The organism is Micromonospora sp. WMMD998 (assembly GCF_029581235.1).
Taxonomy (GTDB): domain Bacteria; phylum Actinomycetota; class Actinomycetes; order Mycobacteriales; family Micromonosporaceae; genus Micromonospora.
Genome location: NZ_CP120740.1, coordinates 5,875,373 through 5,891,353 on the forward strand (window position 1 = coordinate 5,875,373; position 15,981 = coordinate 5,891,353).

The following is a 15,981-nucleotide window of genomic DNA, read 5'->3' on the forward strand; positions in this document are numbered from 1 at the left end:
GGGGCCCCGCTTAACGCCTCCGGTAGAGGCGGGCCACCCGCTTGAATCTGAGCTGTTAAGTGGGGGCCCCGCTTAACAAGCAGGCGGGATGGGGGTTCGGGAGGCGTTTTGGCTCGGTCGGGGGCAACCTGGTAGCCTGGCCATTCGCGCGGCGATGACGCATGCTCGTCGCGCGCGGAAGCTGACCAACCCGAGCTATCAAGACGAGGCTGTCGCGTGGCGAACATCAAGTCCCAGATCAAGCGCAACCGGCAGAACGAGAAGCGCCGGCTGCGTAACAAGTCGGTCAAGTCGTCGCTGAAGACCGCCATCCGCAAGTTCCACGAGGCTGCCGAGGCTGGCGACACCGAGAAGGCCGCCGTCCTCATGCAGGAGGCCACCCGGAAGCTCGACAAGGCTGCCAGCAAGGGTGTCATCCACGCCAACCAGGCGGCCAACCGGAAGTCGGCGATCGCCAAGCGCGTCGCCTCGTTCTCGGCCTGACGAGACCGCAGACCCGACCGGAAGCCCCGGGGCACCACCCCGGGGCTTCCGGCTGTCCGCGTTTCCTGCCCCTGGCGGGTTGAGCGGGTGATCACCGAGTCCGGGGTTGATGGTCGTTTCGTCGATCTTGGACTTGTGGTGCCAGGACATGTCGGTTTCGGGCCGGTATCGGAGGTGCCACAAGTCCAAGATCGGTGCCACCCGTCCGAGCGAATTGGGGGGGTCTAGCGGGCGGCGGGCGGCGGATGGAGTCGGGTCAGGTGATGCCCGGATCGGTGCGGCGGGCACCCTCGTCGGGCCGGTCGAAGGGCAGCGCGGAACGCCCCGGCTGGTGGCATGAGACGGCCGCACGGGTCGGCCGTGGGTCACCGGCCAGGGTCAGGCCGCCGGGCAGCGCCCGGGCCGTGGTCGGCACCCGCGCCCGGCCGACGACCGGCTCCATCTGCCGGCGAAAGCGATCCCGCTCCTGCTCGGGCACCTGCGCCGCGGTGCGGATCACCACCGCGGCCACCACGTCGTTGAGTTTGACCATCGCCGCCACCGCGGTGGGCAGCACGAGCACCGCCCACCAGCTCACCAGCTCGGCCAGCGCGAGCAGGACGGCCAGCGCCACCGCGCCCTCGAAGAAGACGAAGCAGAGCACCCCGCCCGGGTTGACGAAGCGCAGGCCGAGCACCCGGGCGTAGAGGGGCCGGTATCGCTCCTCGTCCGTCGGCACGGTCGACCATGCTCGGGTCACCGGGCGCCCCCCTGACGGGCCGCGGCCACCGAGAAGACGGCCCGCTCCAGCGCGTACGCGCGGTCGTCGGCGCCTCCCTTGACCGCCGCGTTGCACTCGGCGGCTGCCCGCATCGCCTCGACCAGGCCCTCCGGCGTCCAGCCCCGGCCCTGGCGTTGGGCGCGCTCGATCTTCCACGGCGGCATGCCCAGGCTGCTGGCGAGCTGGTAGGCGCTGCCCCGTCCGGCCGAGGCCACCCGCGCCACGGTCCGTACGCCGTCGGCGAGCGCGTCGGCGATGGGCACCGGGTCCACGCCGACGTGCAGTGCCCATCGCAGCGCCTCCAGCGCGCCGGGGACGTCGCCGACCATCGTCGCGTCGGCGACGGTGAAGCCGGTCACCTCGACCCGGCCCCGGTAGTAACGGGAGACGGTGTCGGCGCCGATCCGCCCGTCGGTGTCGGCGACGAGCTGCGAGCAGGCGGCGGCCAGCTCACGCAGGTCGTTGCCGACCGCCGCGATGAGCGCCTCGGCCGCGTCGTCGGTGCATCTGCCGCCACTGCGGCGGATCTCGTCCCGCACGAACGCGACCCGGTCGCGGTGTCCCTTGAGCTTGCCCGCCGGCACCACTGTGGCGCCCGCCGCCCGCAACCCGTCGGCGAACGCCTTGCCCTTGGCGCCGCCCAGGTGCAGCACTACGAGTTGCACGTCCGGGTCGGGATTCTTCGCGTATGCCAGCAGCGCGGCGGACAGGTCCTTGCGGGCGTCCTGACCGGAGCGGAGCACCAGCACCCGACGGCCGCCGAACAGCGACGGGCTGAGCATCTCGTCGATCTCACCGACCGCCAGCGAGCCGGCTTGGTATTCCCGCACGTCCACGTCGGGGTCCACCGCGCGGGCCCGGGCCACGGTTTCGGAGACCGCGCGCGTGGCGAGCAGCTCCTCGTCGCCGAGGACGAGCAGAATAGGAGGCAGGCTGGCGGGGCTCACGTCGCACATACTCGCACGCCCCACGACCGGATCGTGCCTGCTCATCGGGGACTGTGACGGCGCAGCCCGCACTCAACGCAAATCCAGACATTTGACTCGATCCGCAATCTTTGCCATCAAGATCCCCCGCGCCCGCCGGCACGTTCACCGCGACCGCCCCCGATCGACGCCCCGCGCCACCACCGCCAGGCCGGCACCGGCCCGGACGGCGGCCACGTCGCCGTCGGTGTCGGTACGCATCACCCGCGCCCCTCCCCTGGTCAACCGGCCCAGCAGCCCCGCGTTGGGATGCCCGTAGTCGTTGTCGACACCGACGCACACGAGCGCGACCGCCGGACGGACCGCGGCGAGGAACTCCGGATCCTGGTACGCCGACCCGTGGTGCGCCACCTTCAACACGTCCGCCCGGAACGCGCCGGCCGGCGTCGTCTCCCGCAGCGCCCGCTGCTCCTCGGTCTCGGCGTCCCCGGCCAGCAGGATCCGCACCCCGGCCACGGTGGCGGTCAGCACCAGCGAGTTGTTGTTCGGGTCGGAGCGGCTGCCGCGCAGCGGATACGGCGGCCCGATCGCGGCCAACTCCACCGCTCCGGCCCGCCACCGCCAACCCGCCGGCGCCGGCGTCAACGTGACGCCACCCCGGTGGGCCGCCTCGCGTACCTGGGCGACCCCGAAGGGCGGCTCGGCCCAGGGCGGGCTCACCACCGCGCCCACCCGTCGACCCCGGAACACGCCGGCCACCCCGCCCACGTGGTCCGCGTGGAAGTGGCTGACCACCAGTAACGACACCTCGCGTACGCGAAGGCGACGCAGGCAGCCGTCCACGCCGGACGGCTCCGGGCCGGCGTCGACCACCACGGCCCGGCCGGCGGCGACCGGCAGCACCACCGCGTCCCCCTGCCCCACCGCGCACGCCACCACCACCCAGTCGCGCGGTGGCCATCCGGAGGCGAGCAGGCGGACCGGCAGCGCGCCCAGCACCACGGCGACCACGACCACCGCGACCAGCCGCCGGGCCCGCCGCCGCCGGGCGGCGAGCAGCAGGGTCACGCTCACGGCGGCCAGCAGCAGCGCGCCGGCCACCCCGCCCAGCCACGGCAGGTTCCCGGCCGGCACCCCCGCCCCGTGGGCCGCCACCGCCACCAGCCAGCGCGCCGGCCAGCTCGCCAGCCAGGCGAGGAACTCCGCCCCGGCCGGCCACACCGGCGACAGCACCGCGGCGAGCACACCCAGCACAGTGGCCGGCGCGACGGCGGGCACGACCAGCAGGTTCGCCGGGACCGCCACCAGGCTGACGGTCGCGGACAGCCCGGCGATCACCGGACCGCAGGCGAGCTGCGCGGCGGCCGGCACCGCAAGCGCCTCCGCCAACCCGGGTGGTACGCCCCGGCGGCGCAGCGCGTCCCGCCACCCGGGCGCGAGCAGCAACAGCCCGCCGGTGGCGCAGACCGACAACGCGAAACCCGGGTCGCCGGCCAGGTCCGGGTCCAGCAGCACCAGCCCGGCGACCGCGGCGGCCAACGCGGGCAGCGCGGCCCGGGACCGCCCGGCGGCGAGCGCGGCGAGCCCGATCGCGCCCATCGCCGCGGCCCGCACCACGCTGGGCGATGGCCGCACCAGGATGACGAAGCCGACCAGGGCGAGACCGCAGAGCGCCACCGCGGTACGCGGGCCGGCGCGCGCCCAGCGGGCCAGCAGCAGCACCGCCCCCACGATGATCGCCACGTTGGAACCGGACACCGCGTTGAGATGGGTCATCCCGGTGGCCCGGAAGTCCTCCTCCACCTCGGGCAGCAACCGGCTGGTGTCCCCCACCACCAGGCCGGGCAGCAGCCCACCCGGCGCGTCCGGCAACGGCGCGCAGGCCCGTTGCAACCCCGATCGCAGCGCGCCGGCCGCCCGCTGTGGCCACGACGCCGCCCCGTGCCGGGTGGGCGGCCCGGTGGTCGAGAGCACCGCCGCGGTCAGGTCGCCACCGCGTGGCGCGGAGAGCCGCCCCCGGGTGGTGACCCGCTGCCCCGGCAGCAGCCCCTGCCAGCCGGGATCGGTGGCGAGCACCAGGCCGCGTACCGGGCCGGTGACCTGACCTCCGTCGGGGTCGGTGAGGCGTACCAGGTCGGCTCGGACCAGCAGTGTGGCCTGGCGGCCGGGCGCGCCGCGTACCCGCCGGGGGTCGTCGCGGACCACCAGGTCGGCGGTGACCAGCGCGCGCTCGGCGACGAGCGCGCGGACCGGCGCGGCGTCGCGGACCGCGAGCCGGGCCGCGGTGGCCGCCGCCCCGCAGAGCACGCCGAGCAGGACCGCGACGGCGATCCAGCCGTAGCGGCGGACCGGCCCGGCCGGGCCTCGCACCCGGCGCAGGCGCAGGCCCGCGACCAGCGCGAGCGCGGCGGCGACGGCGGCCAGCCAGGCGGTCACTCCGACGGAGGAGTGCAGCCCGGCGAGCGCGGCGAGCCAGGCCGCCACCGCGAAGCCGGCCAGGCGCAGGTCCGGCCCGGCCGCGTCCCCACCGTCGGCGCTCACACCGTCACCAGTTCCTTGAGCTGCTCGTACCGGGCGTCGCCGATGCCGTCGACCTGCCGCAGGTCGGAGACGGACCGGAACGGGCCGTGCTGCTCCCGGTGGTCGAGGATCCGCTGGGCGAGCACCGGGCCGACGCCGGGCAACGTGTCGAGCTGTGCCAGCGTGGCGGTGTTCAGGTTGACCGGCCCGGCCGCCGGGCCACCGGGCGCGCCGCCGCCGGCCGCCGGCCCGGCGGCGGCCTGCCCCGGCGGGGCGGTGACGCCGACCAGGATCAGCTCGCCGTCGGTGACCTTGCGGGCGGGGTTGAGCAACGCCACGTCGACGCCGGGCAGCGCGCCGCCGGCCGCTTCCAGGGCGTCGGCCAGCCGGGCACCGGACGGCAGCCGCACCAGCCCCGGACGACGGACCTTACCGGCCACCGCGACGACCACCTGGGCGGACGGCCCGGCGGGCGCGGCCACATCGGTCACCGCGCCCGCCGACGCCTCGGTGACCGGTGCGACCGGCCGGACAGGTTCGGCGCTCGGGCGGGATCGCCACGCCCAGACGGCGGCCACCACGACGACGACCGCGGCCACGGCGGCGAGCGCGCGGACCCCGCGATGGCCCGGGTCGAATGCGCCCGGCCCGGGCAGCCGCGCGGCCAGTCCACGCGCGGGTCCCGGGGACTCCTTGCTTCCGTCGGCATCGCCCACGGTGGACGTCGGGTCCGGGTCGAACGGATGGGCCGGCCCGGCGTCCGGCTCCGGACGGCCGCGTCGGAGCCCGGAACGGTCCGGCTCGCCCAGCCGAGGTCCGAGGTCCGGGAAACCCCACGGCTCCTCGGCAAAGGGATGGGCGGCGGACGGCTCGGGGGTCGCCGCGCGGACGAGGTCCGGCGCGCCGCCGGCAGGATCCGGGACGGCGACCGTCCTACCCGCCGGCGTGAACAACCGGGCGAGCCGCCGCCGTACGGTCGCTTCCTCGTCGTCTGGCACGGCTCAGGACGCTACGGCGGGCAGTGGGCGTGGAGCCGGCCCGCAGACCCTGGCCTGTGGACAGCGGTGCGCTTGTGGACAACTCCCCGATCATGCCGCCGATGTGCTAATGAAGCCGACGCCGGAGAACCCGGGTTCTGTCGGGATTGGTGGCCGGCGGCGCACGACGAACCTAAAAGCGAGAATGGGTCAGGAGGCGATTCACTTACGCCATCAAGTTCGTAGGCGAGCACATCCGGAGACCTCCGCCCGCAGCTACGCTTCCTCGTCCGCCTCGCCGAGGTGTGGACGGTGCTCGGCGATCCCATGCCTCGACGCCACCTTGCGCCACACCGCACCCAAAGCCATCCACCAAGGCCCCGACACTGCTGGTCAGTCCGCGAGGTCCGGCCGGTTGGCTCGGATCCAGCGCTCCACATCCCGCCGTCGCCAGACCTTGCCCATCGCCAGTACGGCGATCGGATCGGGAAAGCCCTTGGTGTTGGCGATGATGCTGACGCGCTGACGGGAGATGCCGCCGAGCATGTCCCGGATCTCCGACACACCAACCAAGTCCACGCCTTGACAGTAGAGGCCCTGTTCACCCGCTTTGTCGGCTGGACCCGCCGAGACCACCGCCTGCGATGAACCACGTCGAACGCCCGACCGAGCCGACCTTCCGCGCCGGTGACGTGGTGCACCTGACCCGGGCCGCGAGCGTCCAGTTCGTCCGGCCGATCGTGGTCCGCGTGATCCGGGAGCTGACCGACCGGCACTCCTACCACGGGTGGGAGTGGGTCGAGGGCTACGAGGTGAGTCCGCGCGGAACGGCCGTGGCGAAACGCGAGCTGTTCGTGATGCCGGCCGGCGTGCGCTGGTTGTCCCACGCGCCGGTCAGCGCGCCTCCGGGTCCAGCCCGAGCGCGGCCCGACCTCCGTCGACCGGCAGCGTCACCCCGGTGACGAACGAGGCCGCCGCCGACAGCAGGAAGGCGACCACGTCGGCCACCTCCGCGGTACGCCCGATCCGGCCCACCGGATGCAGCCGGGCCAGTTCCGATTCGACGCGGTCCACCCCGGCCGGGTCCAGCCCGGCGAGGTGGGCGGCGTGCCGCTCGGTGTGGATCGAGCCGAGCGCGACCGCGTTGGCGCGGATCCCGCGCGGGCCGTAGTCGACCGCGAGCGCCCGGGTCAGCCCCTCGACGGCGGCCTTCGCGGTGGCGTACGGCAGGGCGCCCGGCACCGCCCGCGCGGCCTGGTGGGACGAGACGTTGACGATCGCGCCGTCGGTGCCGGCGGCCAGGAACCGGCGTACGGCGGTGCCGGCGCCGACCACCGCGGGACGCAGGTTGGCGGCGATCAGGTCGAACACCTCGGTCGCGGGCGCCCGGTGCAGGTCGGCGTCGCGGAAGACGGCGGCGTTGTTCACCCACCCGGCCAGTGGGGCGAGCGCCTCGGCGCGGTCGGCGGCACGGCCGGTGACCGCCTCGTCGCCGGCGTCCCCGGTGACGGCGTGCAGCCGGTCGGCCGCGGGGTGCCGGGCCAGCCAGTCCGTGGCGCTCGCGTCGCGTTCGACGACGACCACGGCGTCGCCGTCGCCGGCCAGCCGCTCGACGATCGCCCGCCCGACGCCGCGCCCACCGCCGGTGACGACGAACGACCGCGCGCTCATGGACGGCGGTGGACGACCACGCTGGCCAGTCCGGGGCCGGCGTGTGCGGCGACCACCGCGCCGGCTTCGCTGACGTACGTGTCGTGCAGCCGGTCGCCCAGCCGCTCGGTCAGCGCCGCCAGCAGTTCGTCGGCGCGGTGCGGGACGGCGAGGTGGTGCACCGCGAGGTCGACGTCGGCGTCGCCGGCCGTCTCGACGGCCAGGTCGACCAGGCGTGCCATGCCCCGGCCGGCGGTGCGGACCTTGTCCCGCACCACGATCGCGCCGTCCGGCATGTGCATGATCGGCTTGACCGAGAGGGCGGTGCCGAGCAGCGCCTCGGCCGCGTTGATCCGGCCACCCCGGCGCAGGAACTCGAGCGTGTCGACGTAGAAGAAGATGGTGGTCCGTCCGACCGCGTCCAGCGCCGCCGCGCGTACCCCGGTCAGGTCCGCGCCCTCGGCGGCGGCCGAGGCGGCGGCGAGCGCCGGGAAGCCCAGGCCCATGCCTGTGGATCGGCTGTCGACCACCGTGACCCGGTCGTCGCCGACCTCGGCGGCGGCCAGCCGGGCCGCCTCGACGGTGCCGGAGAGTTCGGCGGACAGGTGCACCGACACCACCCCGTCGGCGCCGTCGGCCAGCAGCGCGCGGTAGACCCGCGCGAACTGCTCCGGGGCGGGCCGGGAGGTGCTCACCGAGACGCGCCGGGCGCTCAACGCGCGGGTGGCGTCGGCCGGGAAGGTCTCGATGCCCTCCAGCCCTTCGGCGCCGTTGAGCACGACGGTGAGCGGGACGACGGTGAGCCGGTGCGCGCGGACCAGGTCGGGGGGCAGGTAGGCGGTGGAGTCGGTGACGACCGCTACGGGCATGACGGGCACGCTAGCCGATGTCGCGGCGGCGTGCCGGGGCCGGTGGGCTCAGACCGCGTCGGTGAGCGCCGGCTGGGTGATCAGCCCGACATTGTGCGCCCGCAGGTGCCAGCCGCGGACGTCGTCCTCGCGCAGCTCGGTCCAGTGGCAGTTGGCGAGCGAGCCGACGCTGCGCAGCACGGTGTGGTCCCAGCCGAGGAGCTGACCGATGCCCTGCCGGGCGCCGCCGCCGTGGGTGGTCACCACCACGGTGCCGCCGGCGGCCAGGTCGGCGGCGGCGCGGAACGCGGCACCGAGCCGCGTGCCGAGGTCGTCCAGGTTCTCGATGCCGGCGCCCGGGTCGGGGTCGCCGGCCCGCCAGCGGGCGTACTCGTCGGGGAACCGCTCGGCGACCTCGGTGAGGGCCAGGCCCTGCCACCGGCCGAAGTGCCGCTCGCGCAGCCGGGGGTCGGAGCGGACCGGCAGCCCGGTCAGCGCCGCGAGCGCGGCGGCGGTGTCGGCGGCCCGGCGCAGGTCGCTGGCGACGATGGCGTCGGGGCGCAGCGCGGCCAGCACCGGCGCGGCGGCGCGGGCCTGCTCGCGGCCGAGGTCGTTGAGCGGCACGTCGGTCTGGCCCTGGACCCGGCTCTGCGCGTTCCAGTCGGTGTTGCCGTGCCGCCAGATGATCAGGCGGGTCATTCGGCGGTGGCGGTGCCGGCGGCCGAGTCGGCCAGGTCGCGGTCCACGAACGGGATCTGCGGGCAGTCCTTCCAGAGCCGGTCGAGCGCGTAGAACTCACGCTCCTCGGTGTGCTGCACGTGCACCACGATGTCGACGTAGTCGAGCAGCACCCAACGGCCGCCCCGCTCGCCCTCGCGGCGGACCGGCTTGGCCTTCTCCGGCAGCTCCAGCAGGCGCTCCTCGATGGCGTCGACGATGGCGAGGACCTGCCGCTCGTTCGGAGCGGAGGCCACCAGGAACGCGTCGGTGATCGCGAGCTGGTCGCCCACGTCGATGATGACGATGTCCTGTGCCTTCTTGTCGGCCGCGGCCTGGGCAGCGGTCGTCGCCAGCTCGTAGGCGCGTTCCGGAATGGTGGTCACCGTTCTCCTTCGATCAACCGTGCGACCCTCCAAGCCTCTCACACCCTCCGGTGCGGCGACTTGCCAGTTCTGGTCGGTTTCAGGCATGAACGGGGACGTAACGGGCGAGATCAGCGCTGGTAGAGCCGCCGTTTGGCGATGTACTGCACCACACCGTCGGGCACCAGGTACCACACCGGCTCGCCCCGACCGACGCGGGCGCGGCAGTCGGTGGAGGAGATGGCCATCGCGGGCACCTGCACCAGGCTGACCGAGTCCGCCGGGAGGTGCTTGTCGGACAACTCGAAGCCGGGCCGGGTCACCCCGATGAAGTGGGCCAACTCGAGCGCCTCGCCGAGATCCTTCCAGGAGAGGATCCGCTCCAGCGCGTCCGCGCCGGTGATGAAGAAGAGCTGCGCCTTCGCGCCGTATTCCGCGTGCAGGTCGCGCAGCGTGTCGACGGTGTAGGTGGGACCGCCGCGGTCGATGTCGACGCGGCTCACCTGGAAGCGGGGGTTGGAGGCGGTGGCGATCACGGTCATCAGGTAGCGGTCCTCGGGCGGACTGACCGGTTCGTCCGCCTTCTGCCACGGCTGCCCGGTCGGCACGAAGACCACCTCGTCCAGGCCGAACCGGTCGGCCACCTCGCTCGCCGCCACCAGGTGGCCGTGGTGGATCGGGTCGAATGTGCCGCCCATGATGCCGATCCGCCGGATGTCGTCCTCCACTCCGCGATCCTAGGCCGCGCCCGCGCCGGCCGGGGGCACCCGGGGAGCCTGCCGGGCGGGCGCCTGACCCGCCCGGCAGGCGCTCCCGGTCAGGCCGCCGCGGCGGCCACCGCCGTCCGGGCCACAAGCGCCCGACGCATGTCGTCGTCCAGGTCGGTGACCCAGCGGCGCAGGCCGGGCGTGAGGTCGTCGCGGGCCAGCAGCGCCGCGGCCAACTCCCGGGTGGGTTGCGCCACGGCGAACCGCGGGTATGCCGCGACCGTGACCGAGTCGGCCACCCAGGCGGTACGCAGCCGCGCCGCCTCCGGCATGTCGGTGAAGTAGCGCGCGACGTAACCGGCGGTCAGCTCCGCCTGCTCGGGCTGCCAGAAGCCGTCGGCGGTCGCCTCGACCAGCCGGTTCGACAGCTCGGTGTTGCGGGTGATGATCTCCCAGGCGGTCCGCTTCGCGTCCGGGTCGGGCAGTGCGGCCCGGCAGGCGGCGGCCCGCTCGGCGCCGGTGGCGCTGCGGTCGGCGGCGGCCTCGGCGTCGATCTCCGCCGTGCCGGCCGCGCCGAGCACCACGAGCCGGCGGAGCACCGCCCAGCGCAGGTCGGTGTCGACGGCGAGCCCCGACGGCACCTCCTTGCCGGCCAGCCAACCGGCCAGCAGCACGGTGTCGGTGGAGGCGGCGATCAGCCCCCGCGCGGCGGCGAGCTGCAACGACCCATCGGAGTCCCGGTCGGCGAGCAACGCCTCGCAGGCGCCCGCCACCCGCAGCAGCGCGGCGTCGCGGGCGAGCGGGTCGAGGTAGCGGTCGATGAGCCGCCGGCTGAGCAGCAGCACGTCCTCGACGATTGTCACCTCGGTCTCGGCCGGGAGCGCCGTGGCGATCAGCCCGGCCAGGGCGGCGGCGGGCCGTTCCCCGTCGGTGACCGCGTCCAGCGCCTCGCCCCAGAGCAGCGCCCGGGTGAGCGGGTCGTCGAGGCCGGGGAGCAGCGTCGGCACCGCGTCGGCGGAGCGTGGGTCGAGCCGGATCTTGGCGAACGTGAGGTCGCCGGCGTTCGGCAGCAGCAGGCCGGTGGCGGGCTGACCGACCAGCTCGGGCACCCCCGTGCGGCCACCGTCGGCGTCCGGGTCGAGGGCGACCTCGAACCGGCGCGCCGGGCCCTCGGCGGGGTGGTGGGCCACGCCGATGCGGTGCGGCCGGAGCACCGGGTGGCTCGCCGGCGCGGTCTGCACCACGGCGACGTCGGTCCACCGGCCGTCGGCGCCCACCGCGGTCTCCATCCGCAGCGTGTTCACCTGCGCGCGGCGCAACCAGCGCTCGGCCCAGTCGGTGAGGTCACGACCGCTGGCCGCGCCGAGGCTCGCCAGCAGGTCGGCGAGCGTGGCGTTGCCGAACCGGTGCGCGGCGAAGTGGGCGTTCAACCCGGCGAGGAAGGCGTCGTCGCCGAGCCACGCGACGAGCTGGCGGAGCACGCTGGCGCCCTTGGCGTACGAGATGCCGTCGAAGTTGAGCAGGGCCTGCGCGGCGTCGGCGACCTCGTCGGGCGCCACCGGGTGGGTGGACGGGCGCTGGTCGGCGGTGTAGCCCCAGCCCTTGCGGCGGCTGGCGAACGTCGTCCACGCGCCGTCGAAGCGGGTCGCCTCGGCGGTGACCCTGGTGCCCAGGTACTCCGCGAACGACTCGTTCAACCAGAGGTCGTCCCACCAGCGCATGGTGACCAGGTCACCGAACCACATGTGCGCCATCTCGTGCGCGATGGTGGTGGCGCGCTGCTCCCGCTGGGTGTCGGTGACCGCGGAGCGGAAGACGAAATCGTCGCGCAACGTCACCAGGCCGGGGTTTTCCATCGCACCGGCGTTGAACTCGGGCACGAACGCCTGGTCGTACTTGCCGAACGGGTAGCGCTCGGCGAAGAGCTGGTGGAAGCGGTCGAGGCACTGCCCGGTGATCGTGAAGATCTCGTCGGCGTCGGCGTCGAGGTGGGCGGCGAGCGAACGCCGGCAGTAGAGGCCGAGCGGGATGCCGTCGTGCTCGGCGCGCAGCACGTGCCAGGGCCCGGCGACGAGCGAGACGAAGTAGGTCGCAAGCGGCGCGGTGGCGGCGAACTCCCAGCGCCCCGGCGCCGGCCGGTCGGCGAGCGGGCCGTTGGCCGCCACCGTCCACCCCGGCGGCGCGGTGACCGCGAGCGTCACCGGGGCCTTCAGGTCGGGCTGGTCGAACGCGGCGAAGATGCGCGGACCGTCGTCCAGGAAGGACATCGCGTAGAGGTAGGTCTCGCCGTCGGCCGGGTCGACGAAGCGGTGCAGCCCCTCGCCGGTGTGGGAGTAGCCCATCTCGGCCTCGACGGTGAGCGTGTTCGTCGCGGCCAGGCCGGTGACCGGCAGCCGGTCGCCGGCCAGCAGCGCCGGGTCGAGGTCACGGTCGTTGAGGCGGGCCCGCAGGAGTCGGCGGGGTTTGACGTCGACGAAGGTCTCGGCGCCGGGGGTGGCCCGGAACCGGATGGTGGTGGTGGAGCGGAACCGCTCGGCGTCGCCGGTCAGGTCGAGGTCCACGTGGTAGGACTCGACCGTGATCGACGCGCCACGCGCGGTCGCCTCTGCACGGGTCAGGCTCGGCATCCGCTTATCCTGCCCGATGAGGCCCGCTCGGGCCTTCCCGTGACGTGTGGCGATGGAGGAACAACGATGGGTCAGCACCCCAAGGGCGATTTCGACCTTTCTCGGGCGGTCTGGCAGCGAGCGGAGGGCGACACGTCCGAGGGCGCGGTCGAGGTGGCCTTCGTCGACGACCTGATCGGCATGCGCAACTCGGCCGAGCCGGACGGCCCCGTCCTGGTCTTCACCCAGGCCGAGTGGGACGCCTTCGTGGCGGGCGCCCAGGACGGCGAGTTCGACCTGGACTGAGCGCCGGAGGTCAGTCACCGTCGCCCCAGCCGAGCCCGCCCGGCCCGGGCGCGTGGTGGAAACCGGGATGGTCGGCCACGTCGGCGCACCGCTCGCCGTCGGGGCCGGCCGCGCCGCAGAACAGCCGCTCGGCGCGGTGCCAGGCGTCGGCCGGGGACAACGCCGCCGCGCCGAGCGCCAGCTCCGGGCGGAGCAGGCCGAGCGCCTCCGCGTACGACACGGCCAGCTCCCGCGCGACGGTGGCGTCGGTGGCCGCGAAGCCGAGGTGCACGGTGAAGAACCGCGGTGGGCGGACCGCGGCCCGGCGGGGCGCGGCGATCAGCGGCTCCTCGCGACCGCCGCCGCGCAGCCCGGCCACCGCGTCGCGGTGCCGCCGTCGTGTCGCCCGATCGTCACGCATCCGTGCCCTCCCCGTCGTCGGTGGCCCCCGCCGGACGTCGCGCCGGCGGAGGGCCGGACCGGTCGCCGCCGATCCGCACACCGAGCCAACCAGCTTTTCCGCGCCCGGGGAGGGGCCAGCGCCCGTCCCGGCTGGCCCCTCCCCCGGCCGGGTGGAGCTGGTGGAATGGAGGATTCGGCCGCGTCGCCCCGGGTAGGCAGCACATACGTCGCACCGAGCGTCGAGCCGGGTCAGGAGCAGCCGAGATGAGCACCATGCCGAGCGACCGGAGCCCGGACAGCACGCTGGCGTTCCTGCGCGAGGGCTACCGCTTCGTCGGCGCCCGCTGCGACCGGTTCGGCACCGACATCGTGCAGGCCCGGCTGCTGCTGGAGCCGACGATCTGCCTGCGCGGCCGGGAGGCCGCCGAGCTGTTCTACGACGAGGAACGGTTCGTCCGGCGCGGCGCGATGCCGATGCGCGCGCAGCGCACGCTGACCGGGGTCGGCGGCGTGCAGGGCCTCGACGGGCCGGCGCACCGCGCCCGCAAGGCGATGTTCATGTCGATGATGACGCCGGCCGCCGTCCGGCGTCTCGGGGATCTCTTCCACGACGAGTGGCAGGCACGGATATCGGCCTGGGCGGGGCACGGCCCGGTCGTGCTCTACGACGAGGTGGGCCGGATGCTGACCCGGGCGGTCTGGGCCTGGGCCGGCGTGCCGCTGGCGGAGGCCGACGTGCGCCGCCGGACCGCCGAGATGCACGCCATGATCGAGGGCCCGGCCGTACTGGGCCCGACGCACTGGCGCGGCCTGCTCGCCCGCCGCCGCGCCGAACGGTGGGCCGGCGAGCTGATCGAGGCGGTACGCGCCGGCGCGGTGCCCGCGCCCGAGGGCAGCGCGCTGCGGATCGTGGCCGGGCACCGGGACGAGCGGGGCCGGCCGCTGCCCCGCCGGATCGCCGCGGTGGACCTGCTCAACGTGCTCCGCCCCACGGTCGCGGTGGACCGCTACGTGGTCTTCGCCGCGCTGGCGCTGCACGACCACCCGCACTGGCACGACCGGGTACGCGGCGACGACGCCGCGACCGAACAGTTCGTGCAGGAGGTACGCCGCTACTACCCGTTCTTCCCGATCGCCGCGGCCCGGGTACGCCGCTCGTTCGAGTGGCAGGGGTACGCGTTCCCGCAGGGCCGCCGAGTGCTGCTCGACCTGTACGGCACGAACCACCATCCGGCGCTCTGGCCGGAGCCGGAGCGGTTCCGGCCGGAACGCTTCGCCGGCTGGCGGGACGACCCGTTCGGCTTCGTCCCGCAGGGCGGCGGCGACCACGACGCGGGGCACCGGTGCGCCGGCGAGTGGATCACGATCGAGTTGATGAAGCGGGCGGTGACCAACCTGACCGGCGCGATGAGCTACCGGGTGCCGCCGCAGGATCTCGCGCTCGACCTCGGCAGGATGCCGACGTTGCCGCCCAGCGGCCTGGTCGTCGACGGGGTGCGGCGGACCGCCTGAGCCGCCCGGCCGCGTGCGGGAAGCGGCGCGGGACCACCGAAACGGTTTCAGCTATCGCATTCCGGGCAAGTCGCGTGACCCGATCCGACCGGAGGCGACGTGACCCGAGCGACAGTCCCCCCGCTGCGCAACGCCGACCGGACCGCTGCGGCGTCCACGCCGGTCCGGCTCCCGATGGCGTACGTCCTGCCGCTGCGCGCCGCCGCCGACCGTGACCTCGACGAGCTGACCGGCTACCTGCGCGAGCTGCGCCGGTGGGTCGACGTGGTGGTGGTCGACGGCTCGCCGCCGGACCTGTTCGCCCGGCACGCGACCGCCTGGCGGGAACTTGTCCGGCACGTGCCGCCGGACCCCGCGCTGCGTGGAGGCAACGGCACGGTGCTCGGGGTGCTCACCGGCGTCGCGCTGGCCCGCCACGAGCACGTGGTGATCGCCGACGACGACGTCCGGTACGACCTGCCGGCGCTGCGCGCCGTGCACGAGCTGCTCGACCGGGTGGATCTGGTCCGGCCGCAGAACCACTTCGACCCGCTGCCCTGGCACGCCTGGTGGGACACCGGCCGGACGCTGCTGAACCGGGCGCTCGGCGGAGACTGGCCGGGCACCCTCGCGGTACGCCGGAGCACCTTCCTGGCCATGGGCGGCTACGACCCGGACGTGCTCTTCGAGAACCTGGAGCTGCACCGGACCATCCGCGCGTACGGCGGCAGCACGGCCACCCCGGCCTGGCTGTACGTGCGGCGGCTCCCGCCCACCACCGCGCACTTCCTCGGGCAGCGGGTCCGCCAGGCGTACGACGAGACGGCCCGGCCCGGGTGGCTGCTGGCCGCGCTGGCGGTGCTGCCGGCCGCGGCGGTCGCGCTCGCCGCCCGACGCCCGGGGCTGCTGCTGCGGGCCGGGCTGGTCACGGTCGCGGTGGCGGAGCTGGGGCGGCGGCGGGCCGGCGGGGCCCGCGTCTTCCCCGCGCACACCACGCTCGCGGCGCCCGCCTGGGTGCTGGAGCGCGGGGTGTGCGCGTGGCTGGCGGTGGGCCGGCGGCTGCGCGGCGGGGTGCCCTACGCGGGCCGCCGGCTGCGGGTGGCGGCGCATCCCACCCGGACGCTGCGGCGGCGGATGGCCCGACGCCGCCCCGACGAGTTGACCCTCTGGGTGCACGCCGAGAGGTAAGGCGGGGCCCCTTTTTATCGCCAGAGCGATAAAAAGGGGCCCCGCCTAACACGCGA

At 74.8% G+C, this 15,981-nt stretch carries 17 protein-coding genes; 5 read left to right on the forward strand and 12 right to left on the reverse strand.

Going from position 1 to position 15,981, the window contains the following annotated elements:
- Positions 1-216 precede the first annotated feature (216 nt).
- On the forward strand, positions 217-483 hold the full coding sequence (gene rpsT / locus O7619_RS26500) for a 30S ribosomal protein S20 (protein WP_089158054.1): 267 nt from the start codon (positions 217-219) through the stop codon (positions 481-483).
- 256 nt (positions 484-739) lie between these two features.
- On the opposite strand, the gene O7619_RS26505 is transcribed toward rpsT, so the two are convergent.
- The 5 genes from O7619_RS26505 to O7619_RS26525 form a co-directional block, all read right to left on the reverse strand.
- Positions 740-1,222, reverse strand: a complete 483-nt coding sequence (locus O7619_RS26505; protein ID WP_282284080.1) for a hypothetical protein — start codon at positions 1,220-1,222, stop codon at positions 740-742.
- Positions 1,219-2,199, reverse strand: coding sequence for a DNA polymerase III subunit delta (gene holA / locus O7619_RS26510; protein ID WP_282288956.1), 981 nt, complete (start codon positions 2,197-2,199; stop codon positions 1,219-1,221). The genes O7619_RS26505 and holA overlap by 4 nt, the downstream gene beginning before the upstream one ends.
- 135 nt (positions 2,200-2,334) lie before the next feature.
- A complete protein-coding gene (locus tag O7619_RS26515) occupies positions 2,335-4,710 on the reverse strand; it encodes a ComEC/Rec2 family competence protein (protein ID WP_282284081.1) in 2,376 nt (791 codons plus the stop codon).
- On the reverse strand, positions 4,707-5,687 hold the full coding sequence (locus tag O7619_RS26520; protein WP_282284082.1) for a helix-hairpin-helix domain-containing protein: 981 nt from the start codon (positions 5,685-5,687) through the stop codon (positions 4,707-4,709). Before O7619_RS26520 ends, O7619_RS26515 begins: the two co-directional genes overlap by 4 nt.
- 372 nt (positions 5,688-6,059) lie before the next feature.
- Positions 6,060-6,245 carry a hypothetical protein gene (locus O7619_RS26525; protein ID WP_146179874.1) on the reverse strand — a complete coding sequence of 62 codons (186 nt, stop codon included), beginning with the start codon at positions 6,243-6,245 and terminating at the stop codon, positions 6,060-6,062.
- A 65-nt stretch (positions 6,246-6,310) separates the two neighbouring features.
- On the opposite strand from O7619_RS26525, the gene O7619_RS26530 reads away from it, so the two are divergent.
- Positions 6,311-6,628, forward strand: a complete 318-nt coding sequence (locus tag O7619_RS26530) for a hypothetical protein (protein WP_282284088.1) — start codon at positions 6,311-6,313, stop codon at positions 6,626-6,628.
- Here the strand turns inward: O7619_RS26530 and O7619_RS26535 are convergent.
- From O7619_RS26535 to pepN, 6 genes are all read right to left on the reverse strand, one after another.
- Positions 6,561-7,337, reverse strand: a complete 777-nt coding sequence (locus tag O7619_RS26535; protein ID WP_282284089.1) for an SDR family oxidoreductase — start codon at positions 7,335-7,337, stop codon at positions 6,561-6,563. The two genes, O7619_RS26530 and O7619_RS26535, sit on opposite strands and share 68 nt — an antisense overlap.
- On the reverse strand, positions 7,334-8,185 hold the full coding sequence (locus O7619_RS26540) for a DegV family protein (RefSeq protein WP_282284090.1): 852 nt from the start codon (positions 8,183-8,185) through the stop codon (positions 7,334-7,336). Before O7619_RS26540 ends, O7619_RS26535 begins: the two co-directional genes overlap by 4 nt.
- A 48-nt stretch (positions 8,186-8,233) precedes the next feature.
- Positions 8,234-8,863: a histidine phosphatase family protein gene (locus tag O7619_RS26545; RefSeq protein WP_282284092.1), complete on the reverse strand. Its 630-nt coding sequence runs from the start codon at positions 8,861-8,863 to the stop codon at positions 8,234-8,236.
- Positions 8,860-9,267, reverse strand: a complete 408-nt coding sequence (gene rsfS / locus O7619_RS26550) for a ribosome silencing factor (protein WP_282284094.1) — start codon at positions 9,265-9,267, stop codon at positions 8,860-8,862. Before rsfS ends, O7619_RS26545 begins: the two co-directional genes overlap by 4 nt.
- 110 nt (positions 9,268-9,377) lie before the next feature.
- Positions 9,378-9,974 (reverse strand): nicotinate-nucleotide adenylyltransferase, encoded by a 597-nt coding sequence (gene nadD, locus O7619_RS26555; RefSeq protein ID WP_282284096.1) that lies wholly within the window; start codon positions 9,972-9,974, stop codon positions 9,378-9,380.
- An 89-nt stretch (positions 9,975-10,063) separates the two neighbouring features.
- Positions 10,064-12,580, reverse strand: a complete 2,517-nt coding sequence (pepN, locus tag O7619_RS26560) for an aminopeptidase N (RefSeq protein WP_282284098.1) — start codon at positions 12,578-12,580, stop codon at positions 10,064-10,066.
- Between the two features lie 66 nt (positions 12,581-12,646).
- Here pepN and O7619_RS26565 point away from each other — a divergent pair, with 66 nt between their 5' ends.
- A complete protein-coding gene (locus tag O7619_RS26565) occupies positions 12,647-12,865 on the forward strand; it encodes a DUF397 domain-containing protein (protein WP_013287999.1) in 219 nt (72 codons plus the stop codon).
- A gap of 10 nt (positions 12,866-12,875) precedes the next feature.
- Here the strand turns inward: O7619_RS26565 and O7619_RS26570 are convergent, their stop codons facing one another.
- Positions 12,876-13,265: a hypothetical protein gene (locus O7619_RS26570; RefSeq protein WP_282284100.1), complete on the reverse strand. Its 390-nt coding sequence runs from the start codon at positions 13,263-13,265 to the stop codon at positions 12,876-12,878.
- A 245-nt stretch (positions 13,266-13,510) separates the two neighbouring features.
- Here O7619_RS26570 and O7619_RS26575 point away from each other — a divergent pair, with 245 nt between their 5' ends.
- Both O7619_RS26575 and O7619_RS26580 read left to right on the forward strand, forming a co-directional pair.
- Positions 13,511-14,758, forward strand: coding sequence for a cytochrome P450 (locus O7619_RS26575; RefSeq protein WP_282284102.1), 1,248 nt, complete (start codon positions 13,511-13,513; stop codon positions 14,756-14,758).
- 99 nt (positions 14,759-14,857) lie between these two features.
- The gene (locus O7619_RS26580; protein WP_282284104.1) at positions 14,858-15,925 is read left to right on the forward strand and encodes a glycosyltransferase family 2 protein; all 1,068 of its coding nucleotides are present in this window, start codon (positions 14,858-14,860) and stop codon (positions 15,923-15,925) included.
- The last annotated feature ends 56 nt before the right edge of the window (positions 15,926-15,981 follow it).